The following is a 20,714-nucleotide window of genomic DNA, read 5'->3' on the forward strand; positions in this document are numbered from 1 at the left end:
CTTACGGCTTGTCCTTCACCTGCCGGTTCAGGAAGTTCAGGATCGTCTTCCACAGATGCTCGCTCACCCCCGGTCCGCCGACGCGGTGGGTCTGCCCCGGATAGAGCATCAGTTCGAACGGTGTCGCCGATTTCTGCATCGCCGCCATCATCGCGGTCGAATGTTCCAGCACGACGTTATCGTCGGCCATGCCGTGGATCAGCAGCATCGGATCGCTGATCTTCGCCGCGTCCGCCACCGTCGCCGACGTGGCATAGGCTTCGGGCACCGTGCGGGGATCGCCCATATAGCGCTCGGTATAATGGGTGTCGTACAGTTCCCAGCGCGACACCGGCGCGCCCGCCACGCCCGCCGCGAACACGCCCGGCGCCTTTTCCAGCATCTTGAGCGTCATATAGCCGCCATAGGACCAGCCATAGGTCGCGATCTTGTCCGGCGCGACGAAGGGCAAGGTCTTGAGATAATTCGCGCCGGCAATCTGGTCGTCGACCTCGACCGATCCCATCGCGCGATAAATCTGGTTCTCGAACGCCTTGCCGCGTTCGGGCGATCCGCGATTATCGATCTCGAACCAGATCCACCCCTGATCGACCAGATATTGGCGCAGCGCCCCGCCCCATGCGCGGCGCACGACCTGGCTGCCCGGCCCGCCATAATGCGAGAAGAACACCGGATAGCGCTTGCCCGGCTCCAGCTTGGGCGTGATCATGTTCCAGTGCAGCACCGACCCGTCGGCCGCCTTGATCTCCCCGAACTGCGTCGGGCGATGGCTGGCGACATAGGGCGCGTAGGGGTGATCGCCGCTCAGCGCATTCTCGTTGATCCACGCGATCCGCTTGGCCGACGTATCCGCCAGATAGGTCTGCGCCGGCTGGTCGGGGTTGGAGCGGGTGACGATCAGCCGCGCCGCCTTCCCGTCCATCGACGCGCCGTAGGACCAGCCCGCCTCGGTCATCCGCGTGACCGCGCCGGGCTTGGACAGGTCGACGCGGTATAGCTGCCGCTCCAGCACATCGTCCTTGTTGGCGAGGAAATAGACGCGCCCCTTCGCCTCGTCGACGCCCGCCAGATCTGCGACCATCCATTTGCCGCTGGTCAGCTGCGTCCACTTGCCTGCCTGCCAGCGGTACAGATGGCCGTACCCGTCGCGCTCCGACCACCAGATGAGACTCCCGTCCTTCATCATGTGATAGGCATCGGACAGGTTGATCCAGCTCTTCGGTCCCGATTCTTCGGTGAACAGCACGGTCGAGCGACCGGTTGTCGGATCGACCTTCAGCATGTCGAGCCTGGTCTGCGCCCGGTCCTGCCGCTGGACCAGCAGCGCCTTGCCATCCGGCGTCCAGTCGACCCGCGCCAGATAGATGTCGGGATCGGGGCCCAGGTCAACCTTCACCCGGCCCGACCCGTCCGGCTTCATCACATACAGGTCGACCAGCACGTTGGGCGTGCCCGCCTTCGGGTAACGCTGCTGATAGATGCTCGTCCCCTCGGCACCGATCGCCGAGCGGGTGACGATGCCGACCGGCGCCTCGTCGAAGCGCTGCACCGCGACCAGCCGGTCGCCCGGCGACCACCAATAGCCGGTACGCCGTCCCATTTCTTCCTGCGCGACGAACTCCGCCTCGCCGAAATGGACATTATCCTTGCCTTCGGTGGTGAGCGCGGTTTCCTTGCCGGTCTTCAGGTCCAGCGCCACCAGGTTCTGGTCGCGTACGAAGCTGACATAGTTGCCCTCCGGGCTGACCACCGGGTTCAGCTCGCCGCTCTCGCTGTTGGTCAGCCGGCGGACCTGGCCGTCGATCGTCGCGAGATAGAGGTCGCCGTCCAGCGGCACGAGGATCGACTTGCCATCGGGCGCCCAGTCATAGGCCAGGATGCCGCGCTTGCCGGTCAGCGAGCGGTCGCGCTCGCGCTGCATCTTTTCCGCTTCGGACAGCGCCGCACCGGTGCCGACCTTCTTGGAATCGACCAGCATCCGCCATTCGCGGGTGGTCGTGTCCATCGCCCACAGATCGAACCGCTCGCGCTCGTCCGCCCGATTGCGCAGCAGCGTGACGTACTTGCCGTCCGGCGACAGCTTCAAATTCTGCGGCTGGCTGCCGTTCAGGTCGGGGCTGGCGAACACCCGCTCCAGAGTCAGCTCGCCGGCCCTTGCCGGATTGCCGGCGGCCGCTGGCTGGGCCGGTTCACTCGCCATCCCGGCCGTTCCCATTGCCAGCAACGCTGCGCCCATCAACCATTTTACCATAGTGCCCCGTATCCTTGCCCGGCACGTCCGCGCCGGTCGTATCGGTTGTTATCGCTTGGGGGACGGCGGAGGTAAATGGCTGAATTAGGCGGGTCGCGGACCGGTCCTACCAATGCCGTACCCCCGCGCAGGCGGGGGTCCAGGGTCACAGGCGCGGGCCGTGGTCAGCTTGGCTCCGGATTCCCGCCTGCGCGGGAATGACGGAACGCCCTACATCGTCTCGCCGGGATCGACGCCCCACAGCCGCGACTGTTCGACATAGCCCCCGCGCCCCTTCACATCGAAGAAGCACCATGCGCCATTGCATCGCGACAACCGCCCGACGACCCCCGGCGCGGCGCGCCACACCACCGCCGCCCCCGCCTGCGGCGACGCGCGCAGTTCGACCACCTCGCGCCCGACAAAGCCGGTGCGCCGGTCGCTCAGCAGCCCGACCTGCAACCATCCACGCGTGCCGTCCGGGTCCTCGACCCGGCGCCAGTCCTGATAGATGTCGAGCACCTTGATCGGCATGTCGGCGCGGCGATAGACCCACTGGGTCGGATAATTCTTGCCCGGCCCGCTGCGCATCCGCGCCTCGCCCGCGGCGATCGACGCATAATAGGGCGTCTTGCGGCGCTGCGCATCGGCCGCTCCCGTCGCAACCACCGTCAGCACCGCCGCCACCGCGATCGATCGCCCGCCCAAGCGCATGATATTGTCCCCGAATGTCTGTCGCTTGCCTGTATCGGCAAGCAGCCCCCGCGGCAAGCCGTTGACGCCGCCCGCCCCCTTCGCCAATCCGTATGACATGGCCGCAGCATCCCCCCGCCCCGCACCCCCGAGTCCAGGTGACGCGGCGGTTGCCGGCGGCGACGGAGGGGCGGATGGCGACGCTGTTCGACACGGTGTTCAGCCCCGACGACCATGCCCTTTCCCGCGACGAACTGGCCGCCGCGATGGCGGACTGCGACGTGCTGGTCCCCGCCGTCACCGACGTCATCGACGCCGAGCTGATCGCCGCCGCGCCCGATCGCCTGCGCCTGATCGCCAATTACGGCGCGGGCGTGAACCATATCGACCTGAAGGCGGCCCACGCCCGCCGCATCCTAGTCACCAACACCCCCGGCGTCCTGACCGAGGATACCGCCGACATGGTGATGGCGCTCATCCTCGCCGTGCCGCGCCGGCTGGCCGAAGGGGAAAAGCTGGTCCGCTCGGGCGAATGGAAGGGCTGGAGCCCCAGCGGCATGCTCGGCCACCGCATCGGCGGCAAGGCGCTGGGCATCGTCGGCATGGGCCGCATCGGCCAGGCCGTCGCACGCCGCGCCCGTGCCTTCGGCCTGTCGATCCATTACCACAACCGCCACCGCCTGCCCGAAACGGTCGAGGCCGAACTCGGCGCCACCTGGCATGCCGACCTCGACGAGATGCTGGGCGTCATCGACCTGCTGACGATCCACACCCCGCGCAATGCAGACAGCGAAAACCTGCTCAACGAGAACCGCATCGCCCGGCTGCGCCGCCACGTCTATCTGATCAACGCCTCGCGCGGCGGCATCGTCGACGAAGAGGCGCTGGTCGATGCCCTCGAACGCGGACGCCTCGCCGGCGCGGGCCTCGACGTCTGGGCGCACGAACCCGCCATCGACCCCCGTCTGCTGGCGCTGCCCAATGTCGTGATGACCCCGCACATGGGATCGGCCACGCTGGAGGGCCGCGTGGCGATGGGGGAAAAGGTGATCACCAACATCCGCGTCTGGGCGGACGGCCACCGCCCGCCGGATCAGGTGCTGGACGGGTTGCGGTAGGATCATTGGGGACAGGCGATGCGGTGGAGATCGATTGCCTCAGGACTGATCCCGATCGTCGCGCCGACCGGCGGAACCGTCGCCATGCCGGCCGCGCAACAAGCCGAAGCGGACAAGCCGATCGTCTGCCCACTATCCGCGCCCTATCGCACCGACAATGCCTTCGCCCGCATCCTGCGCCACGAAATCCCCGCCTCGATCATCGCCGAAAACGCGCGCGTGATGGCGATCGTCCCGATCGACTGGAAACGTCCGGGCCATGCGCTGGTGATCCCCAAGGCGCCGGTCCGCAACCTCTACGAGCTGAGCGACCGCGACATGCTGGCCGTCATGCGGATGGCCAAACGCGTGGCGACCGCGCAGCAGCGTGCGCTGGGCAGCACCGGGTTCGCGGTGCAGCAGAACAATGCCGTCAGCCAGCATGTCTGCCACTTTCACCTGCACGTCATCCCGAACACAGCCCCGGACCCCAGAAGCAACCCGACCCGCGCCGAAATGGACGCCATCGCCCGGCGTTTGAAGGCTGCCCTTCCGCCCGGATGACCGGCCGCTACTCGTCCTCCACGAACCGGCGCTTCGGAAAGGCGGCGCTCCCGTCGTCCACGACCTGCCGAAAGCGCATTGCCAGCCGTCTTTCCGCAACGGGAAGGTCGCGAAAATCGATCGGGATGCGCGCGACTTGCTGCAACCGCCCGTCATACAGATCGATATGCGCCACCGGAAACACGCCCAGGACGAACACCGTCCGGCCAAAGCCTTCGACGTTCCGCAGGTCGATCGTCCGCTCTCGGTACAGCCGGTTCATGCGGATGACGTCGCCATCCAGCGTCCAGCTGAAATCCTGGATCGCGAACCCACCGATTACGAAGCCGAGAATGACCAGTCCGATCGCCAGCCCGGACCAGATTTCAGCCGCGGGCAATGTCGCCCAGTGCCGCACCATCGCCTCTACCAGCGCGATCAGTGCCGCCGATCCGGCCAGAATGATGAACCAGCTCAGCAGGCGCTTGGGCCATCCGGTTCGGAACACGAGCTTCTCTGCCATCGCACCTCGTCCGGCATCTCAGCGGGAAAGCCGACGATAGGACGGCCGTCCTGCGCGATCCAGTCGGTGCAGCCACCCAAAAGCCCGATTCATCCTCCTGGGAGCAGGCGTCCCGCCAATGAGCGCCGGGACTTCTTTGCGGTAGCACAGCAAGAGTAGCTTCAGACCCCAGCCTCCGAGAGGGTGACACGTCGCTGCCGGGAAACCGGACCATCCTCCGGACGGAGCGAGCGCTTTCCTACAGCGACCTTCGCTGCCAATCTGCCCGATGGCCCGGTTGCGGGACGTGCTCTTCGACGGCACCGCTCCATACGCCACGCAAACAGCGCACGAGTGTGAACTTAGTGAACTTGGGAAAAAATATTCAGCCCTTCAAGCTACTCAGCCATTCGGCAATCATCGCCTGCCCCGCGCGCACCGCCGCCGGTCCCAGCGTGCGATATTCTTCGGTCAGGACGCCGCGATGCGTCGGGCAGTCGAGATAGTCGAGCCACGCTTCGAACCGCGCATCCTCGCCCATCTCAGCATGGAATTGGAGTGCCAGCAGGTTGCGCCCCCGCCGGAACCCCTGCCGATAACGCGGCGTCGTCGCCAGCAATTCGGTCCCTTCCGGCAGGTCGAACGTATCGCCATGCCAGTGCAGCACCGGCACCCCGGCGACATGGGCCAGCGGCGACTCCACCCCCGGCGCCAGGTCGATGGGCGCAAAGCCGATCTCGCACCCGGTCCCCCGGGAAACGGGCGATCCCAGCGCCGCCGCCATCATCTGCGCGCCGAGACAGATGCCCAGCGTCGGCCGGTCCGCCGCCAGCCGCCGTGACAATGCGGCGATCTCGCCCGGTATCCACGGGTGCTCGGCGACGTCATACACCCCCATCGGCCCGCCCATCACGATCAGCAGGTCGGGCCGGGTCAGGTCGGCGGTGGCGAAGCTCGGGTCGGTGACGTCGATCCGGTCGATGACATATCCCGCCGCCTCCACCGGCGCGCGGTATCCGGCGCAGCCTTCATAGGGGACGTGGCGGACGATCAGCGCGGACTTCATGGGCACAATCTATCCTGCGCAAGCTGAATGGCACCTGCAATGTTTCTTTGTGTTGCAGTGGTGACGCTTGGGAACCCCGGCCGCCCGAAAATCATTGCCCGGGCATCGCGTAAACAGGAGTAACCCGATGAAGAAGCTCGCAACCATCGCCCTCGCCCTCGCCGCCGGCAGTTCGCTGGCCGCCTGCTCGACCCTGCGCGGCGGCGCGATCGGCGCAGCGGGCGGCGCCGGCATCGCCGCAGCGACCGGCGGCAATGTCGAGAAGGGCGCGGCGGTCGGTGGCGTCGGCGGTGCGGTGGTCGGCACCGTCGCCGACGACTGATATGGAAAGGCCGGGGTAGCGCCTTCGCTACCCCGGCCCGTTACCTTTGCGCCATGCCGGCAGGGATCGCCGATCAATCCCCGGTCAGGATACGGTCGACCAGCTGCTTCACGCTCGGCACGAACCCGTTCGAATAGAAGGGATCGCGCTTGAAATTGTATGCGGCGTGTCCCGCGAACATCAGATTCTGGTCGGTCGGGCCGCCATGGGCGATGTCCTGCAACGTCTTCTGGATGCAGAAGCTGCGCGGATCGGCCAGCCGCCCGGTCGAGTTCGTCTCGCTATCGGCCCAGCTCGAAAAGCTGCACTGCGACAGGCAGCCCATGCAGTCCGCCTGATCCTTCCGGATGATGCCCTTTTCTTCGGGCGTCACGAACACCAAAGTATTGTCCGGCGTCTTCAGCGCGTCGGTGAAGCCCATGCCGAACCATTCGCGCGCGCGCAGCAGGTCGCCCTGCGTCACCCAGAAATTCTTGCCCTTCACCCCGACGTCGAGCTGGAAGACATGGTCGCCCGCCTCCTGCGTCGAGAAAGCGATCTGCCGCTCGGACCGGGCCTCGAGGTTGCGCAGGAACGGGTTGCGCACCGCCGACGAATAGAAACCGGTCGGGCTGAACCGGTGCAGCAGCACCTCGCCCTCCTCGATCTCCATCAGCTTCGCCTTCCATTCGGGCGGGATCGGGCTTTCCTGCGTCAACAGCGGCCGGGTGCCGAACTGGAACGCGATCTTGCCGAGCTCGGGATTGTCGATCCAGTCGTTCCAGTCGCGCAGATACCACACGCCGCCGGCCATCACGATCGGCACGTCGTCCGAGATGCCGCCCTCGCGCATCGTCGCGCGCAGGTCGCGGACGCGGGGGTACGGGTCCTGCGGCTCCAGCGGGTTCTCGGCATTCGACAGGCCGTTATGCCCGCCGGCCAGCCACGGATCCTCATAGACGACCGCCGCCAGCCATTCCGACGCCTTGGAATAGGCGCGCTTCCACAGCGCGCGGAACGCCCGGCCCGACGACACGATCGGCAGATAGCTGACGCCGTAGGACGCGGTGATCTCCGACAGCTTGTACGGCATGCCCGCGCCGCAGGTCACGCCCGACACCAGCCCACGCGTCCGCTCCAGCACGCCATGCAGGATGCGCTGGGCACCGCCCATTTCCCACAGCACGTTGATGTTGATCGCGCCCTTGCCGCCGGCGATCTCCCACGCGCGCCGCACCTGCTGCACCGCGCCCTCGATCGCATATTCGATCAGTTCCTCATGGCGTTCGCGGCGGGTCAGCGCCTTGTACACCTGGGGCACGATCTTGCCCTCGGCGTCATAGCTGTCGGCATTGACCGCCGAGACGGTGCCGATGCCGCCCGCCGCCGCCCAGGCGCCAGCCGATGCGTGATTGGTCGCGGCAACGCCCTTGCCCCCTTCGATCAGCGGCCAGACTTCGCGGCCGTTATAGACGATGGGCGACAGACCTTTGAACAACGCGACCTCCAACGGGAACTTCGTTGCGGCACGCATCGCGCCACCGCATCCGGCCGTCATTACTGCCAGCAGCGCCCGATGGCGAGCAAATTGCGTGGCGTCGATCGGCCGGCACGTTATCGTGCGATATGCGCGCCCGTCTCCTGCTCCTGGCCTTTGCCTTCCCCGCCGCCAGTTGCGCCGCTCCGCCGGGCCGTGAGCAGGTGCTGATGGAGGAGATCGAGCGAACGATCAGCCTGCCGGACGACGCCTATCCCATGCGAACCTATGCTCGCCACTACGCGTTCCGCAGCCCGACCGCGGTGGAGGCAGTTTACGTCATTCCGATCGAACCGACCGACTGGCAGGAGGACGTGGCGGCATTCACCAGAGGCAATCGGCGTGCACCCACCGCGCGCGAGATCGAGGACATCAAGGCGATGAATGCCTTGTCTCGCGAACAATGGGGCGGAGCGGGCAGAAGATACTGGCATGCCACGCCCGACATGCTCCCGATGATAAGTGACGGTGGCTGTGCCCAGCTAACCATCCGGTACGACCCCGCGATCAAGCGCTTCTCGATGGTGGGGTGCAACGGCGAGGTACCATCGGCAAGCGGGTCCCGATAATCGCCTACCCCAACGCCCCCAGCCGCCCCAGCGCCCGCTCGTACAGCGCCTTGTACGCGGCGATCATCTTCGCCTCGTCGAACTCCGCCCGTGCCTTGGCGAGGTTCGCCTCCCCCACCCGTCGGCGCGCGTCGGCGTCGACCGCAAGCGTCTGCAACCGGTCGCGCAGATGCACCTCGTGCCGGTCGATGCCCATGAACGGATGGTTCTCGTCCGCCACCATCGCCATGATATCGCCGACCGGCGGCGCGACCACCGGCAGGCCGGTCGCCATCGCCTCCATCACCGAAATCGGCTGCTGCTCGCTGCGCGACGACAGGGCGAAGATGTCGAACAGCCCCATATAGCGATAGGGTTCGGGCAGGAAGCCGGGCAGCACGACCCGGTCGTCGATCCCCATCGCCTCCGCCGCGTCGAGGATCGCCTGCCGCTCCGGCCCCTCGCCGACGATGACCAGCCGCACCTTGACCGCGATCCCGCCGACCGCGCGGACCAGCAGCGGCAGGTCCTTCACCTCGCGCAGGCCAGCGACGGTGCCGATCACCACCTCGCCCGGCTTGCGCTTCAGCCCCGGAATGGCATCCGCCGCGACCGGTTCGGCATAGCGCTCGACCGGGATGCCGTTGCCGATCAGGTGCAGCCGGTGGTCGGGCTGTTTCCACGGCCCCCCCGCGACCTGCATCAACCGCTGCGACGGCACGACCAGCGCCTCCGCTGCGCCAAGCGCGAACCGGCGATACAGGTTGCGCACCGGGTTCAGTCGGGTCGCCTCGTCCTCGTTGAAGCCGTCCTCGTGATGGACCACCGGCGGCGTGCCCCTGGCGAAGACCCGCTTCGCCATCACCCCGTCGATCGCCCCCCAATTATAGGTCAGCACCAGATCGAAGCGGCGCATATATTTCGCGATCGCCTCGTACCGCGCGACCGACGGCTTGCCGGTCAGCGGCGGCGGATTCTGCGCGATTTCGTAGCGGATATAGTCCGCGATGGCCGAGCGCGCCTCGGTACGCTCCGGCACGCCCGACACGATCGTATGCACCGCGCGGTCGCCCCAGGCATGCATCAGCCGGATCGCCCGCGCTTCCTTGCCGCCATAGGCGAAGGACGAATGCAGGTGGAGGATGCGGACCGGCACGCTCACTGGCCGGCGACCCGCGCCAGCAGCCGGTCGATCGCCGCGACCGACTCCGGCTCGGTCAGGACCGGGGCATGGCCGACATCGGCGACCGTCGTCAGCTCCGCCCCGTCCAGCCGCGTTACCATCGCCTCCGCCACGGTCGCCGGCAGGATATCCGACAGTCTCCCGCGCAGGATACCGACCGGCTTGCCCGCCAGCGCCTCATAGGCGCGCCACATGTCCGGCCCCGCCTCGTTGCCCGGCACGCGGAACGGCTCGGCGATCTTCATGTCATAGTCGAGGATGATCCGCCCGGCCGAGTTCAGCCGGTGCAGCCGCTTCGCCATGTGCAGCCAGTCCTGCACCTGATAGGTCGGATAGGCGTCGCCATTCCCTTCGGCCAGCGCACGCGCGGCGTGCATCCAGGTGGGATGGCTGACCTGTTTCCCGACATAGCCGCGAATCCGTCCCAGCCCCGCCGGGTCCAGCTCCGGCCCGACATCGTTGAGCAGCGCCGCGGCGATCCGGTCGCGATCGGTCGCCGCCAGCAACATGGTCAGGATACCGCCCAGCGACGTCCCGAACGCGACGACGCGCGGCAGCTCGAGCTGGTTCAGCAGCGCCTCGACATCCTGGAGGTAGACCAGCGGCACATAGCTCATCGGATCGCGGGCATAGCCGCTTTCGCCGCGCCCGCGCATCTCGGGCACGATCAGCCGCCACTCTCCGGCCAGCCGGTCGGCGACATCCTCCCAGTCGCGCGCGTTGCGCGTCAGCCCGTGCAGGCACAGGATCGCCGGCCGGTCCGTGCGTCCGCCGCCCTGCCCGCCATAGTCGCGATAATGCAGTCGGAGGCCGTCGTTCGACCACCAATAGCCATCGGTGAAGCGTTGCTTGTCCAAAAGCGCCATCGCACCCCATATCGCCGCATGGCCGAAAACCCGCAACCCGCTCGCTATCGTCCCCGCACCGATATTCTGTCGCTCGGCGCCCCGTTCTATGACGCGGTCGCCGCAGCCCAGTTCCCGGCGCACACCCTGCGCTTCAGGAACGACCGCGCGGCGGGGCAGATCGGGATCGTCCCTGCGTCGCGTACCCCCGCGCAGGCGGGGGTCCAGAGCCTAGCAGAGCCCAGCGCAGCGATTGAAACCCTGGATCCCCGCCTTCGCGGGAATACGCTTCCGCTATCCGACGCCCAATGGATCGACCATTTCGGCCGCTTCGTACCGCTCCCCGGCAGCCTCTCCGAACCGCTGGCGCTCCGCTACCACGGCCACCAGTTCCAGTCGTACAACCCCGATATCGGCGACGGACGCGGCTTCCTTTTCGCGCAGGCGACCGATACCCATGACCGCCTGCTCGACCTCGGCACCAAGGGATCGGGCCAGACCCCGTACAGCCGGTTCGGCGACGGCCGCCTGACACTGAAGGGCGGCGTGCGCGAAGTGCTGGCTACCGAGATGCTGGAAGCGCTGAACGTCCCCACCTCGCGCAGCTTCTCGCTGATCGAAACCGGCGAGGAACTGGTGCGCGGCGACGAGCCCTCACCCACCCGCTCGGCGGTACTGGTCCGGCTGAACCACAGCCATGTCCGCATCGGCACCTTTCAGCGCCTCGCATACGAACGTGATGCGGAAGCGATGCACCGGCTGGTCGACTATGTCCTGACCCGCCTCTACCACCGCACGCCGGGCAGCGAACCGGCGATCGAGCTGTTCGACGAAGCGGTCGGCCGCATCGCGACGCTGGCGGCGCGGTTCATGGCGGCGGGTTTCGTCCACGGCGTCCTCAACACCGACAATATCAACCTGACCGGCGAGAGCTTCGACTATGGCCCGTGGCGGTTCGCGCCGACCTGGGATGCCGGCTTCACCGCCGCCTATTTCGACCATCACGGCCTCTACGCCTATGGCCGGCAGCCCGATGCGATGCACTGGAACGCGATGCAGCTGGCGGTGGCGCTGCGCACCGTCGTCGACGCCCCGCCGCTGATCGCCGTCCTCGAAACCTTCCCGGAGCGCTATGCCCGGGCGGCGGCCGAAGCCATCCTCTGGCGCCTCGGCGTCCGCCCCCGCGGCGCCGACGAAGACCGCGCGCTCGCCGATGCGGTGACGACCGCGCTGGCGACCTCCGCCATGCCGATCGACGCCTTCTATCATCACGCATTCGGCGGCTGGCTGCCCGAAGGCGAGGAATGGGCCGCGTTCGAGGAAGTCCGCGCCCGCCTGTCCGACTATCACCCGCGCACCGACCGCAGCCACCCCTACTGGTCCGACGCGAACCCTTGTTCGATGCTGATCGACGAGGTGGAGGCGATCTGGGCGCGGATCGCCGAGGCCGATGACTGGTCGCTGTTCGACGCGAAGGTCGCCGCGATCCGCCGGATGGGCGCGGCGCTTACCTGATATCAACCATCATCCACGAAACTGGCGCCGTCCCGCATTCTGGTTCAAGGATGCGGCAAAGCTGAAACCGGACGACCCTAGATATGCCCGAACTCGTCTCGACCGAACCCGCCACCGGCGCGACGCTGTGGCGTGGACCGGTCGGCAATGTCGACACCGAAATCGCCGCCGCGCGTGGCGGCTGGGCCGGCTGGGCATCGCGCCCGCTGGCATATCGCATCGAAGCGATGCGGCGCTTCGCCAATGTGGTGCGCAGCCGGTCGGAACCCTTTGCCGACATCATCGCCCGCGAAACCGGCAAGCCGCTCTGGGAAGCCCGCACCGAGGTCGAAACGGTCGTCGCCAAGGTCGAGATTTCGATCAGCGCCTATGCCGAACGCACCAGCCAGCGGCGGCTGGAATCGCCGATGAACGCCCGCACCGCGCTGCGTCACAAGCCGCATGGCGTGCTGGCGGTGCTCGGGCCGTACAACTTCCCCGCACACCTGCCCAACGGCCACATCGTCCCCGCGCTGATCGCCGGCAACGCGGTGGTCTTCAAACCGTCGGAAAAGACCCCGGCCACCGGCGCGTTCCTCGTCGAATGCTTCCACGCCAGCGGCGTCCCGGAGGATTGCGTCCGCCTGCTGATCGGCGGCCCCGATGAAGGGCGCGCACTCGCCTCGCATCCCGATATCGACGGCCTGTTGTTCACCGGATCGTCGCGGACCGGCATCGCGCTCAACCGCCAGTTCGCCGAAACGCCGGACAAGATCCTCGCGCTCGAAATGGGCGGCAACAATCCGATCATCGTGTGGAACACGCCCGATTTGTACGCTGCCGCGGTGCTGGTGGTGCAGTCGGCCTTTACCTCCGCCGGACAGCGATGCACCGCCGCGCGCCGGCTGATCGTCGAGCGGCGTCTGGCCGAGCCGCTGCTCGCCGAGATCAACCGGCTGTGCGAACGGCTCATCATCGGCGAACCCCATGCCGATCCCGCGCCGTTCATGGGTCCGGTGATCGACAACGAAGCCGCCGACCAGCTGACCGAGAGCTTCCTGTCGCTTTCGGCCCGCGGGGGCCGTCCGCTGCGCTTCATGCAGCGCCTGGTCGAGGGGCGTCCGTTCCTGACGCCGGGCATCATCGACATGTCCGACACGCCCGAACGCGCCGATGTCGAGCTGTTCGGCCCGTTGCTTCAGGTGTTCCGCGTCGACAGTTTCGACGACGCCCTGGCCGAAGCGAACAACACCCGCTACGGCCTGTCCGCCTCGCTCATCTCGCCCGACCCGCAGCTCTACGACCGGTTCTGGGCGAACATCCGCGCCGGCATCGTCAACTGGAACCGCCCGACCAACGGCGCGTCGTCGGGCGCACCGTTCGGCGGGATCGGCCTGTCGGGCAACCATCGCCCGTCGGCCTATTATGCCGCCGACTATTGCGCCTATCCGGTCGTGTCGGCCGAAGCCGAGCAGGTCCGCGCATCGATCGGCATCGGGCTGCGCAACCAATAGGCTGCTAAACAATCCCTTCCCGCCCCCCAAGCAAGCGTCGGTTGCCTGCGAACCGCCCCGGCAGCATCTACGCCAGCATGGCAACGTTACTCGATCCGACCGCGCGCGGGCGCGTCATCCTTGTCGGCGCAGGTCCCGGCGATCCCGGCCTGCTGACCGTGCGCGCCGTCGAGGCGCTGAAGACCGCCGACGTCGTCGTCCATGACGGGCTGATCGATCCGCGCGTCCTCGACCTCGCGCCCGCGACCGCACAGCGCATCTCGGTCGCCAAGCAGCGCGCGCGCCACACCCTGCCGCAGGAATCGATCAACGCGCTGATCGTCGCCCATGTGAAGACCGGCGCGATCGTCGTCCGGCTGAAGGGCGGCGACCCGTTCATCTTCGGTCGCGGCGGTGAAGAGGTCGAGGCGGTCCGCGCCGCCGGCCTGACCGTAGAGGTCATTCCCGGCGTCTCGGCCGCGCTCGGCTGTGCGGCGGGCGCGATGCTGCCGCTCACCCATCGCGACTGGTCGTCGGCGGTCAGCTTCGTCGCCGGCCAGTGCAAGGGCTTAAGCGAACAGGACTGGTCGGGCCTCGCCGGACAGGGTCGCACGCTGGTCATCTATATGGGCGTCGCCACTGCCGAGGCGATCGCCGACAAGCTGATGGCCGATGGCGTCGCCCCCGACATGCCGGTCGCGGTGCTGGAGCGCGGCACCTATGCCGACGCTCGCGCGCTGCGCACCCTGCTCGCCGATCTCGGCCCGATGGTCGCGCGCGAGGATGTGAAGAGCCCGGCGGTGATCGTCGTCGGCGAAGTGGTGCAACTGGCCGATGCCGAGGACAAGCTCGGCAATTGGGCGAAAGCGGCGGAGTTGCTGGCATGAAGCTGCTGACCGGAAACGACCTCGCCACCGGCGACGTGACCTGGTGGACCGGCGGCGACTGGTCGCGCCATGTCGAGGATGCGGCGGACGTCGGTGAGGACGGTGAACGCATCGCCCTGGTCGAGGAAGCCGCCCGCCGGGTCAACGTGCCGTACGTGATCGACGCGGTGGCAACCCCCGAAGGCCCCCGCCCCGCCCACATCAAGGACCGCATCCGCGCCCTCGGCCCCACGGTGCGCACCGACCTGACGCTAAAGCCCGCCGACCCCGACGCCGGAGCGTGGGTGATCTAATCAAGCTCCTCCCCGCTCCGCGGGGAGGGGGACCAGCCGCAGGCTGGTGGAGGGGGGTGTCCCCAAGCGCAGCATCGCTGACGCAACACCCCTTCCCCGCCAACGGAGAGGACTTCGAAGTGTACCAATACGACACCTACGACCAGTCGATCGTCGACGCCCGCGTCGCGGAGTTCCGTGATCAGGTCGAACGCCGCCTGTCGGGCCATCTGACCGAGGATCAGTTCAAGCCGCTGCGGCTGATGAACGGCCTGTATCTTCAGCTCCACGCCTACATGCTGCGGGTCGCCATCCCCTATGGCACGCTGTCGTCGACGCAGATGCGGGTGCTGGGCGACATCGCGCGCACATACGACCGCGGCTATGGCCATTTCACCACGCGGCAGAACCTCCAGTTCAACTGGATCAAGCTGGCCGACACGCCCGACATTCTGGAAAAGCTGGCGAAGGTCGAGATGCACGCCATCCAGACCAGCGGCAACTGCATCCGCAACATCAGCTCGGACCAGTTCGCCGGCGCCGCCGCCGACGAGCTGACCGATCCGCGCCCCTGGGCCGAGCTGCTGCGCCAGTGGAGCACCTTCCACCCCGAATTCAGCTACCTGCCGCGCAAGTTCAAGATCGCGGTCATCGCGGCTGACGAAGACCGTGCCGCGATGCGCCTGCACGACATCGGCCTGCGCATCGTCGAACGGGACGGCGTGGCGGGGGCCGAGGTCTATGTCGGCGGCGGCATGGGCCGCACGCCGATGATCGCGCCGCTGGTCAACGACTTCGTGCCGTTGTCCGACCTGATGAGCTATCTCGAAGCCTGCCTGCGCGTCTACAATCGCTACGGCCGCCGCGACAACATGTACAAGGCGCGGATCAAGATCCTGATCCACGAGATCGGCGTCGACCAGTATCGTGCCGAGGTCGCCGAAGAGTTCGCGCACATCAAGACGCTCGGCATCGATCCGCCCCAAGCCGAATTCGACCGTATCGCGGCCTTCTTTGCCGATCCCGCCTTTGCCGATACCTCGGCCGACGCCCCGGTCGATCGCAGCGACGCCGGCTTCGCCGCGTGGCTCGACCAGAACACGCACGCCCACAAGCGCGCGGGCTACACCATCGTGACGATCAGCCTGAAGCCGACCGGCGGCATCCCCGGCGACGCTTCGGCGGATCAGATCGATGCGATGGCCGATCTGGCGGAGGCGTACAGCTTCGCCGAACTGCGCGTCACCCATGCGCAGAACATCGTCCTGCCGCATGTCCGCTCGGGCGACCTGCGCGCGGTCTATGACCGGCTGGTGGCGATCGGGCTGGCCGAGGCCAATCTCGACCTCATTACCGACATCATCGCCTGCCCCGGCCTCGATTATTGCAGCCTCGCCAATGCCCGCTCGATCCCGCTCGCGCAGAAGATCGCCGATCGCTTCGCCGATCCGGTCCGCCAGCGGGACCTCGGCGAACTGAAGCTCAAGATCAGCGGCTGCATCAACGCCTGCGGCCACCATCATGCCGGGCATATCGGCATCCTCGGCGTCGACCGGAAGGGGACCGAGAACTACCAGCTGCTGCTCGGCGGATCGGGCGCGGAGGACGTGTCGCTCGGCAAGATCACCGGCCCGGGCTTTTCGGAGGACGGCGTGGTCGACGCGATCGAGCGCGTCACCGACCGCTATCTCGCCGAACGGAACGACGGGGAGCGCTTCGTCGACACCTATCGCCGGATCGGCATGGAACCGTTCAAGGAGGCGATTTATGGGTAAGCGATCCGCCGTTTTCCCGGCCGCGCCGCATGCGCTCTATGCCGAACACGGCTACTCCCCGGCAATCCGCGCCAACGGCCTGTTGTTCGTATCCGGGCAGGTCGGCGCGCGCAGCGACGGCACGCCCGAACCCGACCTCGCCGACGAGGTTGCGCTGGCCTTCGCCAACCTGACCGCCGTGCTGGCTGGGGCCGGCTGCACCCCGGCGGACGTCGTCGATGTGCAGATCTTCACCACCGATCCCGAAGCGGTCCTGCCGCTGCTGTTCGCGCACCATCCGGCCTATTGGGGCGATGCGCCCCTGCCCGCGCTGACCGCGACCGGCGTAACCTGGCTCGCCGGGTTCCGCTTCGAACTGAAAGTCGTCGCGCGCCTGCCCGACAATGGAGAGACGGCATGAACGAACCGCTGCGCCTGCGCGACGATGCCGCGCATGACGAACCCGCCGTCACCCTCGACGCGTTCCTCGGTCAGTCGAACTCGACCGCCGTTCGGATCGAAGCGGGCGACGACGCCCGTCTGCTTCTCCCGTACCTCGACCGACTGTCCCTGATCGAGGTCAGCTTCCCCAAATTCCGCGACGGACGCGGCTATTCGGCCGGGCGCATCCTGCGCGAGGCAGGCTATACCGGCGAACTGCGGGCCGAAGGCGACGTGCTCGTCGACCAGATTCCGCTGATGCGCCGCTGCGGCTTCGACAGCTTCGCGCCCTCCGCCCCGATCGATCGCGCCGCGCTCGACCGCGTGCTCGAACGCTACGACCATGTCTATCAGGCCGCGGCCGACGGGCATGTCCCGGTGTGGAAACTGCGCCATGGCTGATGCCGATCCCGACATCCGCGTGCGCGACCGGCTGACGGTCGGGCCGCGCTACACCGCCGCCGATGCCGCGGCGCTGAACGCCCGTTTCGACCGCGTGTCGACGCAGGAAATGCTGACCGTTGCCCTGCGCGAACGGCTGCTGGGTAACGTCGCGGCCGTATCGTCGTTCGGCGCAGAATCCGCGGTGTTGTTGCACCTGATCGCCTCTGTCGATCCGTCGGTCCCTGTCCTGTTTCTCGAAACCGGCAAGCATTTCCCCGAAACGCTCGCCTATCGCGACCTGCTGGTCGAACGGCTGGGCCTGACCGATTTCCGCAACCTGACGCCCGATGCCGATCTGCTGGCAGCAAAGGACGCAACAGGTCTGCGCTGGTCCTACGATCCGGACGGCTGCTGCGACCTGCGCAAGGTCGAACCGCTTGCGCGCGGCTTGCTGGGCTTCGATGCCAGCTTCACCGGGCGCAAGGCGTTCCAGTCGGCAACCCGCACCGCCCTGCCCCGCTTCGAACTTGATACCTCGGACGCGGTCGGCCGGTTGAAGGTCAATCCGCTCATCACCTGGACCCCGGCCGACATCGACGCCTATTTCGCGCAGCACGACCTGCCGCGCCACCCGCTGGTCGAACAGGGTTTCCCGTCGATCGGCTGCCAGCCCTGCACCAACCGGGTAAAGCCGGGCGAAGACCCGCGATCCGGCCGCTGGGCCGGCTGGGACAAGGTCGAATGCGGGATTCACAAGCCGCTGCCCGACGGCGATCCGAACCTGCCGAGCTTCTGAGGCGCGCTTGCCCCCGCCAGCGTTCGGGGGCAAAGCGGCGCGATGCAGCAATCGGCAGTCGCCTATTTCACCAACGGTCGGATCATCATCGCGCCAGTCTCGCGCACCGTGTCGGGGGACAACATCGCCACCGATCCGAAATGGTTCGGCAAGTCGGCCAAGAAGACGGTAATCGCGCAGGCGATCGGCGAAGGGCTGGCAGCATCCCGTGCCGACGTACCCGACCCGACGTCCGAAGAGTGGAAGCGCCAGTTCATTCCGTTTCAGGATGCGGCGGCAGTAAAGAATTTCAAGACGTTCATGCGCGACGCCCGGCGCGTCGATATCGAACGAACCGACGATGCGGTGACGCTAACCCCGTTCGACAATCTCGGCCCGAATAACGGCTTCGAAGCGCGGGAGAGCGACATCGTGACGCTCGTCACCGAGGATACGGAAACCCTCGCGGTCCATGTTCTGGCGTTGCTCGGCCCGCGACCGCCGGCCATGTCGGGCTGACCAAGCCGGCGGCCCCGTCGTCAGTCGCGCCCGAAAAAGTACACCGCCTCCAGGACGAACCCGAGCACGATTAGGAACCGCTCATAGGGCAGGCGTTCCGGCGGTTCGCCGGCGCGCACGACAGGCATCGCACCGCTACGGCGGAGCAGTTCCTCGCGGTGCAGCCGTGCGATCACGATCCCCGGATCGCCTTCCGGCTCATACGGCCCCGGCGAACCGTACAGCATCGGCACCTCGGTCAGCAGCCCCTGCTCGACCTTCTGCGCCGCCTCGGCACGTTGTCGCAGGTGTTCGGCAAAGGCGTCGCCGTCACCGTCGACGGTGCCGGTCGGAACCTTGTTGCGCAGTTCCTCCATCCATCGACCGGTCATATCGCGCCTCCGCCGTGCATCAGGACCGCTCTACCGGCGCAGGGTAAACGAAAAGGAAGCGGCGCGGACGATCACGCCCGTGCCGCTCGTTCGCCTCAAGCCCAGGCCTTGGTCCGCACCGCATGGTCCGCCGCACGCGCGGTCAGCGCCATGAAGGTCAGCGACGGATTGACGCACGACACCGACGCCATCTGCGCACCGTCGGTGACGTACAGGTTCGACGCGTCGTGCGCCTGACTCCACTGGTTCAGCACCGACCTCCGCGGGTCCGCCCCCATGCGCGCGCCGCCCATTTCATGGATCGCATCGCCCGGGACATGGGCGCCTTCATAGCTGTGGACGTTCACCAGACCGGCGGCCTTCAGCATCTTCTCGCCCTCGATGCGGGCGTCGGCCATCATCTTGAGCTCGTTGTCGCGGAAGGTGACGTCGAACTTCATCAGCGGCACGCCGAACCGGTCGACCTTGTTCGCATGCAGCGACACCCGGTTGTCGGCATAGGGCAGGCACTCGCCGAACGCACCCATCCCGAACTTCCACGGGCCGTACTGGCGCATGCCGTGCTTCATATCCTTGCCGAAGCCGACCGGAGCCGCCGGATCGCGCCGCGCGCTGCCCTGATAGCCATAGCCACGACGGAAGCCGACACCTTCCTCGCCATTCAGGTTGCGGAAGCGCGGAACATAGACCCCGCCCGGCCGCCGCCCGAATTCGATCAGGTCGGTCATGCCCGGAATCTCGCCCTCCGCGCCGACGCGGAAGATATGGTCCATCACATAGCGGCCCAGCGTCCTGCTGCTGTCGAAATGGCTGCGACCGCCACCGCCCATGCGCGAGTTCATCAAAATCTGCGTCGACGCCATCGCCGATGCGCACAGGAACACCATGCCGGCCTGCACCGTCTGCGCCTGGCCGGTCTTCGCATCGATGAAGCGGACCCCGGTCACTTTCTTACGCGCGGCATCATATTCGAGGTTCGTGACCACCGCATCGGACTGCAGCGTCAACCGCCCGGTCGCCCGCGCAGCAGGCAGCGTCACCGCCTGGGTCGAGAAATAGGCGCCGAACGAACAGCCATTGCCGCACTGGTTGCGGAACTGGCACTTGCTGCGGTTCTGGTCGGGCTTGTCCTCGGTCATGTTGGACAGGCGGGTGTGGATCAGCTTGCGCCCCGGAAACTGGGTCTCCAGCCGCTGCTTCAGCCACTTCTCCGCGACGTTCATCGGCATCGGCGGCTGGAATTCGCTGTCGGGCAGGTATGGCAGGTTCTCACGCGATCCCGACACGCCGATATATTTCTCGACATAGCTGTACCAGGGCGCGACGTCGTCATAGCCGATCGGCCATTCGCCATCGATCCCTTCGCGCGTGTTCGCCGCGAAGTCGTCCGCACTCCACCGGAACGACCAGCGCCCCCAGATCAGCGACTTGCCGCCGACCGCACCGGGGCGGATCCAGTAGAATTTTTCCCCCTCGTCGAACGCATAGGGGTTCAGCCGGTCGTCATTGTAGAACTGCCGGCTGCTCGGCGCGACATAGCCGTGCTTGGCGATGAAATAGTCGCTGTCCATCAGCGGCTTGGGCATCATGTTGCGCGCCGGCACCTCGTAGGCCGGCTTCCCGTCATAGGGATAGCCCTCGATATGCTCGACCATGCGCCCGCGGTCGAGCATCAGGACGCGCAGGCCCTTTTCGGTCAGTTCCTTCGCGGCGAACCCGCCGCTGACGCCGGACCCGATGACGATCGCGTCGAACCTGTTGGTGGCAGCCATATGTCCC

Annotated in this window: 22 protein-coding genes; 13 read left to right on the plus strand and 9 right to left on the minus strand. The window is 67.1% G+C overall.

From position 1 onward, the window contains the following. Position 1: 1 nt before the first annotated feature. Positions 2–2,236, minus strand: coding sequence for a S9 family peptidase (locus PPZ50_RS13005; protein ID WP_420038522.1), 2,235 nt, complete (start codon positions 2,234–2,236; stop codon positions 2–4). Positions 2,237–2,461: 225 nt separating this feature from the next. Next, positions 2,462–3,043, minus strand: coding sequence for an SH3 domain-containing protein (locus PPZ50_RS13010; RefSeq protein ID WP_272815313.1), 582 nt, complete (start codon positions 3,041–3,043; stop codon positions 2,462–2,464). On the opposite strand from PPZ50_RS13010, the gene PPZ50_RS13015 reads away from it, so the two are divergent. Both PPZ50_RS13015 and PPZ50_RS13020 read left to right on the plus strand, forming a co-directional pair. Then, positions 3,037–4,041 carry a 2-hydroxyacid dehydrogenase gene (locus PPZ50_RS13015; RefSeq protein WP_420794414.1) on the plus strand — a complete coding sequence of 335 codons (1,005 nt, stop codon included), beginning with the start codon at positions 3,037–3,039 and terminating at the stop codon, positions 4,039–4,041. The two genes, PPZ50_RS13010 and PPZ50_RS13015, sit on opposite strands and share 7 nt — an antisense overlap. 18 nt (positions 4,042–4,059) lie before the next feature. Further along, entirely contained in the window at positions 4,060–4,584 is a 525-nt protein-coding gene (locus tag PPZ50_RS13020) for an HIT family protein (protein WP_066694218.1), read from the plus strand. A gap of 7 nt (positions 4,585–4,591) precedes the next feature. Here the strand turns inward: PPZ50_RS13020 and PPZ50_RS13025 are convergent, their stop codons facing one another. Further along, positions 4,592–5,086: a hypothetical protein gene (locus PPZ50_RS13025; RefSeq protein WP_066694221.1), complete on the minus strand. Its 495-nt coding sequence runs from the start codon at positions 5,084–5,086 to the stop codon at positions 4,592–4,594. Positions 5,087–5,450: 364 nt separating this feature from the next. After that, a complete protein-coding gene (locus PPZ50_RS13030) occupies positions 5,451–6,131 on the minus strand; it encodes a glutamine amidotransferase-related protein (protein ID WP_066694230.1) in 681 nt (226 codons plus the stop codon). 127 nt (positions 6,132–6,258) lie between these two features. Here PPZ50_RS13030 and PPZ50_RS13035 point away from each other — a divergent pair, with 127 nt between their 5' ends. Continuing rightward, on the plus strand, positions 6,259–6,453 hold the full coding sequence (locus tag PPZ50_RS13035) for a hypothetical protein (RefSeq protein ID WP_066694232.1): 195 nt from the start codon (positions 6,259–6,261) through the stop codon (positions 6,451–6,453). Positions 6,454–6,526: 73 nt separating this feature from the next. On the opposite strand, the gene PPZ50_RS13040 is transcribed toward PPZ50_RS13035, so the two are convergent. Next, positions 6,527–7,930, minus strand: coding sequence for an NAD(P)H-dependent flavin oxidoreductase (locus PPZ50_RS13040; protein ID WP_066694568.1), 1,404 nt, complete (start codon positions 7,928–7,930; stop codon positions 6,527–6,529). A 23-nt stretch (positions 7,931–7,953) separates the two neighbouring features. Here PPZ50_RS13040 and PPZ50_RS13045 point away from each other — a divergent pair, with 23 nt between their 5' ends. After that, on the plus strand, positions 7,954–8,538 hold the full coding sequence (locus tag PPZ50_RS13045; RefSeq protein ID WP_164523882.1) for a hypothetical protein: 585 nt from the start codon (positions 7,954–7,956) through the stop codon (positions 8,536–8,538). A 4-nt stretch (positions 8,539–8,542) separates the two neighbouring features. Here the strand turns inward: PPZ50_RS13045 and PPZ50_RS13050 are convergent, their stop codons facing one another. Next, positions 8,543–9,679, minus strand: coding sequence for a glycosyltransferase family 4 protein (locus PPZ50_RS13050; RefSeq protein ID WP_066694236.1), 1,137 nt, complete (start codon positions 9,677–9,679; stop codon positions 8,543–8,545). Beyond that, positions 9,676–10,566: an alpha/beta fold hydrolase gene (locus tag PPZ50_RS13055; protein WP_066694241.1), complete on the minus strand. Its 891-nt coding sequence runs from the start codon at positions 10,564–10,566 to the stop codon at positions 9,676–9,678. The genes PPZ50_RS13050 and PPZ50_RS13055 overlap by 4 nt, the downstream gene beginning before the upstream one ends. An 18-nt stretch (positions 10,567–10,584) precedes the next feature. Here PPZ50_RS13055 and PPZ50_RS13060 point away from each other — a divergent pair, with 18 nt between their 5' ends. The 9 genes from PPZ50_RS13060 to PPZ50_RS13100 all read left to right on the plus strand — a co-directional run bounded on the left by PPZ50_RS13060 (position 10,585) and on the right by PPZ50_RS13100 (position 18,564). Further along, a complete protein-coding gene (locus PPZ50_RS13060) occupies positions 10,585–12,060 on the plus strand; it encodes a protein adenylyltransferase SelO family protein (protein WP_066694256.1) in 1,476 nt (491 codons plus the stop codon). Between the two features lie 83 nt (positions 12,061–12,143). Beyond that, positions 12,144–13,553, plus strand: a complete 1,410-nt coding sequence (astD, locus tag PPZ50_RS13065; protein WP_066694259.1) for a succinylglutamate-semialdehyde dehydrogenase — start codon at positions 12,144–12,146, stop codon at positions 13,551–13,553. Positions 13,554–13,630: 77 nt separating this feature from the next. Next, positions 13,631–14,419: a uroporphyrinogen-III C-methyltransferase gene (cobA, locus tag PPZ50_RS13070; protein ID WP_066694261.1), complete on the plus strand. Its 789-nt coding sequence runs from the start codon at positions 13,631–13,633 to the stop codon at positions 14,417–14,419. Beyond that, positions 14,416–14,712, plus strand: coding sequence for a DUF2849 domain-containing protein (locus tag PPZ50_RS13075; RefSeq protein ID WP_066694263.1), 297 nt, complete (start codon positions 14,416–14,418; stop codon positions 14,710–14,712). Before cobA ends, PPZ50_RS13075 begins: the two co-directional genes overlap by 4 nt. A 119-nt stretch (positions 14,713–14,831) precedes the next feature. Then, positions 14,832–16,466 carry a nitrite/sulfite reductase gene (locus PPZ50_RS13080; protein WP_066694264.1) on the plus strand — a complete coding sequence of 545 codons (1,635 nt, stop codon included), beginning with the start codon at positions 14,832–14,834 and terminating at the stop codon, positions 16,464–16,466. Beyond that, positions 16,459–16,866, plus strand: coding sequence for a Rid family hydrolase (locus PPZ50_RS13085; protein ID WP_066694265.1), 408 nt, complete (start codon positions 16,459–16,461; stop codon positions 16,864–16,866). The genes PPZ50_RS13080 and PPZ50_RS13085 overlap by 8 nt, the downstream gene beginning before the upstream one ends. After that, on the plus strand, positions 16,863–17,288 hold the full coding sequence (locus PPZ50_RS13090) for a DUF934 domain-containing protein (RefSeq protein WP_066694267.1): 426 nt from the start codon (positions 16,863–16,865) through the stop codon (positions 17,286–17,288). Before PPZ50_RS13085 ends, PPZ50_RS13090 begins: the two co-directional genes overlap by 4 nt. After that, positions 17,281–18,066, plus strand: a complete 786-nt coding sequence (locus PPZ50_RS13095) for a phosphoadenylyl-sulfate reductase (RefSeq protein WP_066694268.1) — start codon at positions 17,281–17,283, stop codon at positions 18,064–18,066. Before PPZ50_RS13090 ends, PPZ50_RS13095 begins: the two co-directional genes overlap by 8 nt. A 42-nt stretch (positions 18,067–18,108) precedes the next feature. After that, positions 18,109–18,564 (plus strand): hypothetical protein, encoded by a 456-nt coding sequence (locus PPZ50_RS13100; RefSeq protein WP_272815314.1) that lies wholly within the window; start codon positions 18,109–18,111, stop codon positions 18,562–18,564. A 20-nt stretch (positions 18,565–18,584) separates the two neighbouring features. Here PPZ50_RS13100 and PPZ50_RS13105 read toward each other — a convergent pair whose 3' ends face one another. After that, positions 18,585–18,935 carry a hypothetical protein gene (locus tag PPZ50_RS13105; RefSeq protein ID WP_126014460.1) on the minus strand — a complete coding sequence of 117 codons (351 nt, stop codon included), beginning with the start codon at positions 18,933–18,935 and terminating at the stop codon, positions 18,585–18,587. Positions 18,936–19,030: 95 nt separating this feature from the next. Further along, complete coding sequence (locus PPZ50_RS13110; RefSeq protein ID WP_066694271.1) at positions 19,031–20,707, minus strand: GMC oxidoreductase; 1,677 nt, start codon at positions 20,705–20,707, stop codon at positions 19,031–19,033. Between the last annotated feature and the right edge of the window lie 7 nt (positions 20,708–20,714).

The sequence above is a fragment of the Sphingomonas hankookensis genome (assembly GCF_028551275.1).
GTDB lineage: Bacteria > Pseudomonadota > Alphaproteobacteria > Sphingomonadales > Sphingomonadaceae > Sphingomonas > Sphingomonas hankookensis_A.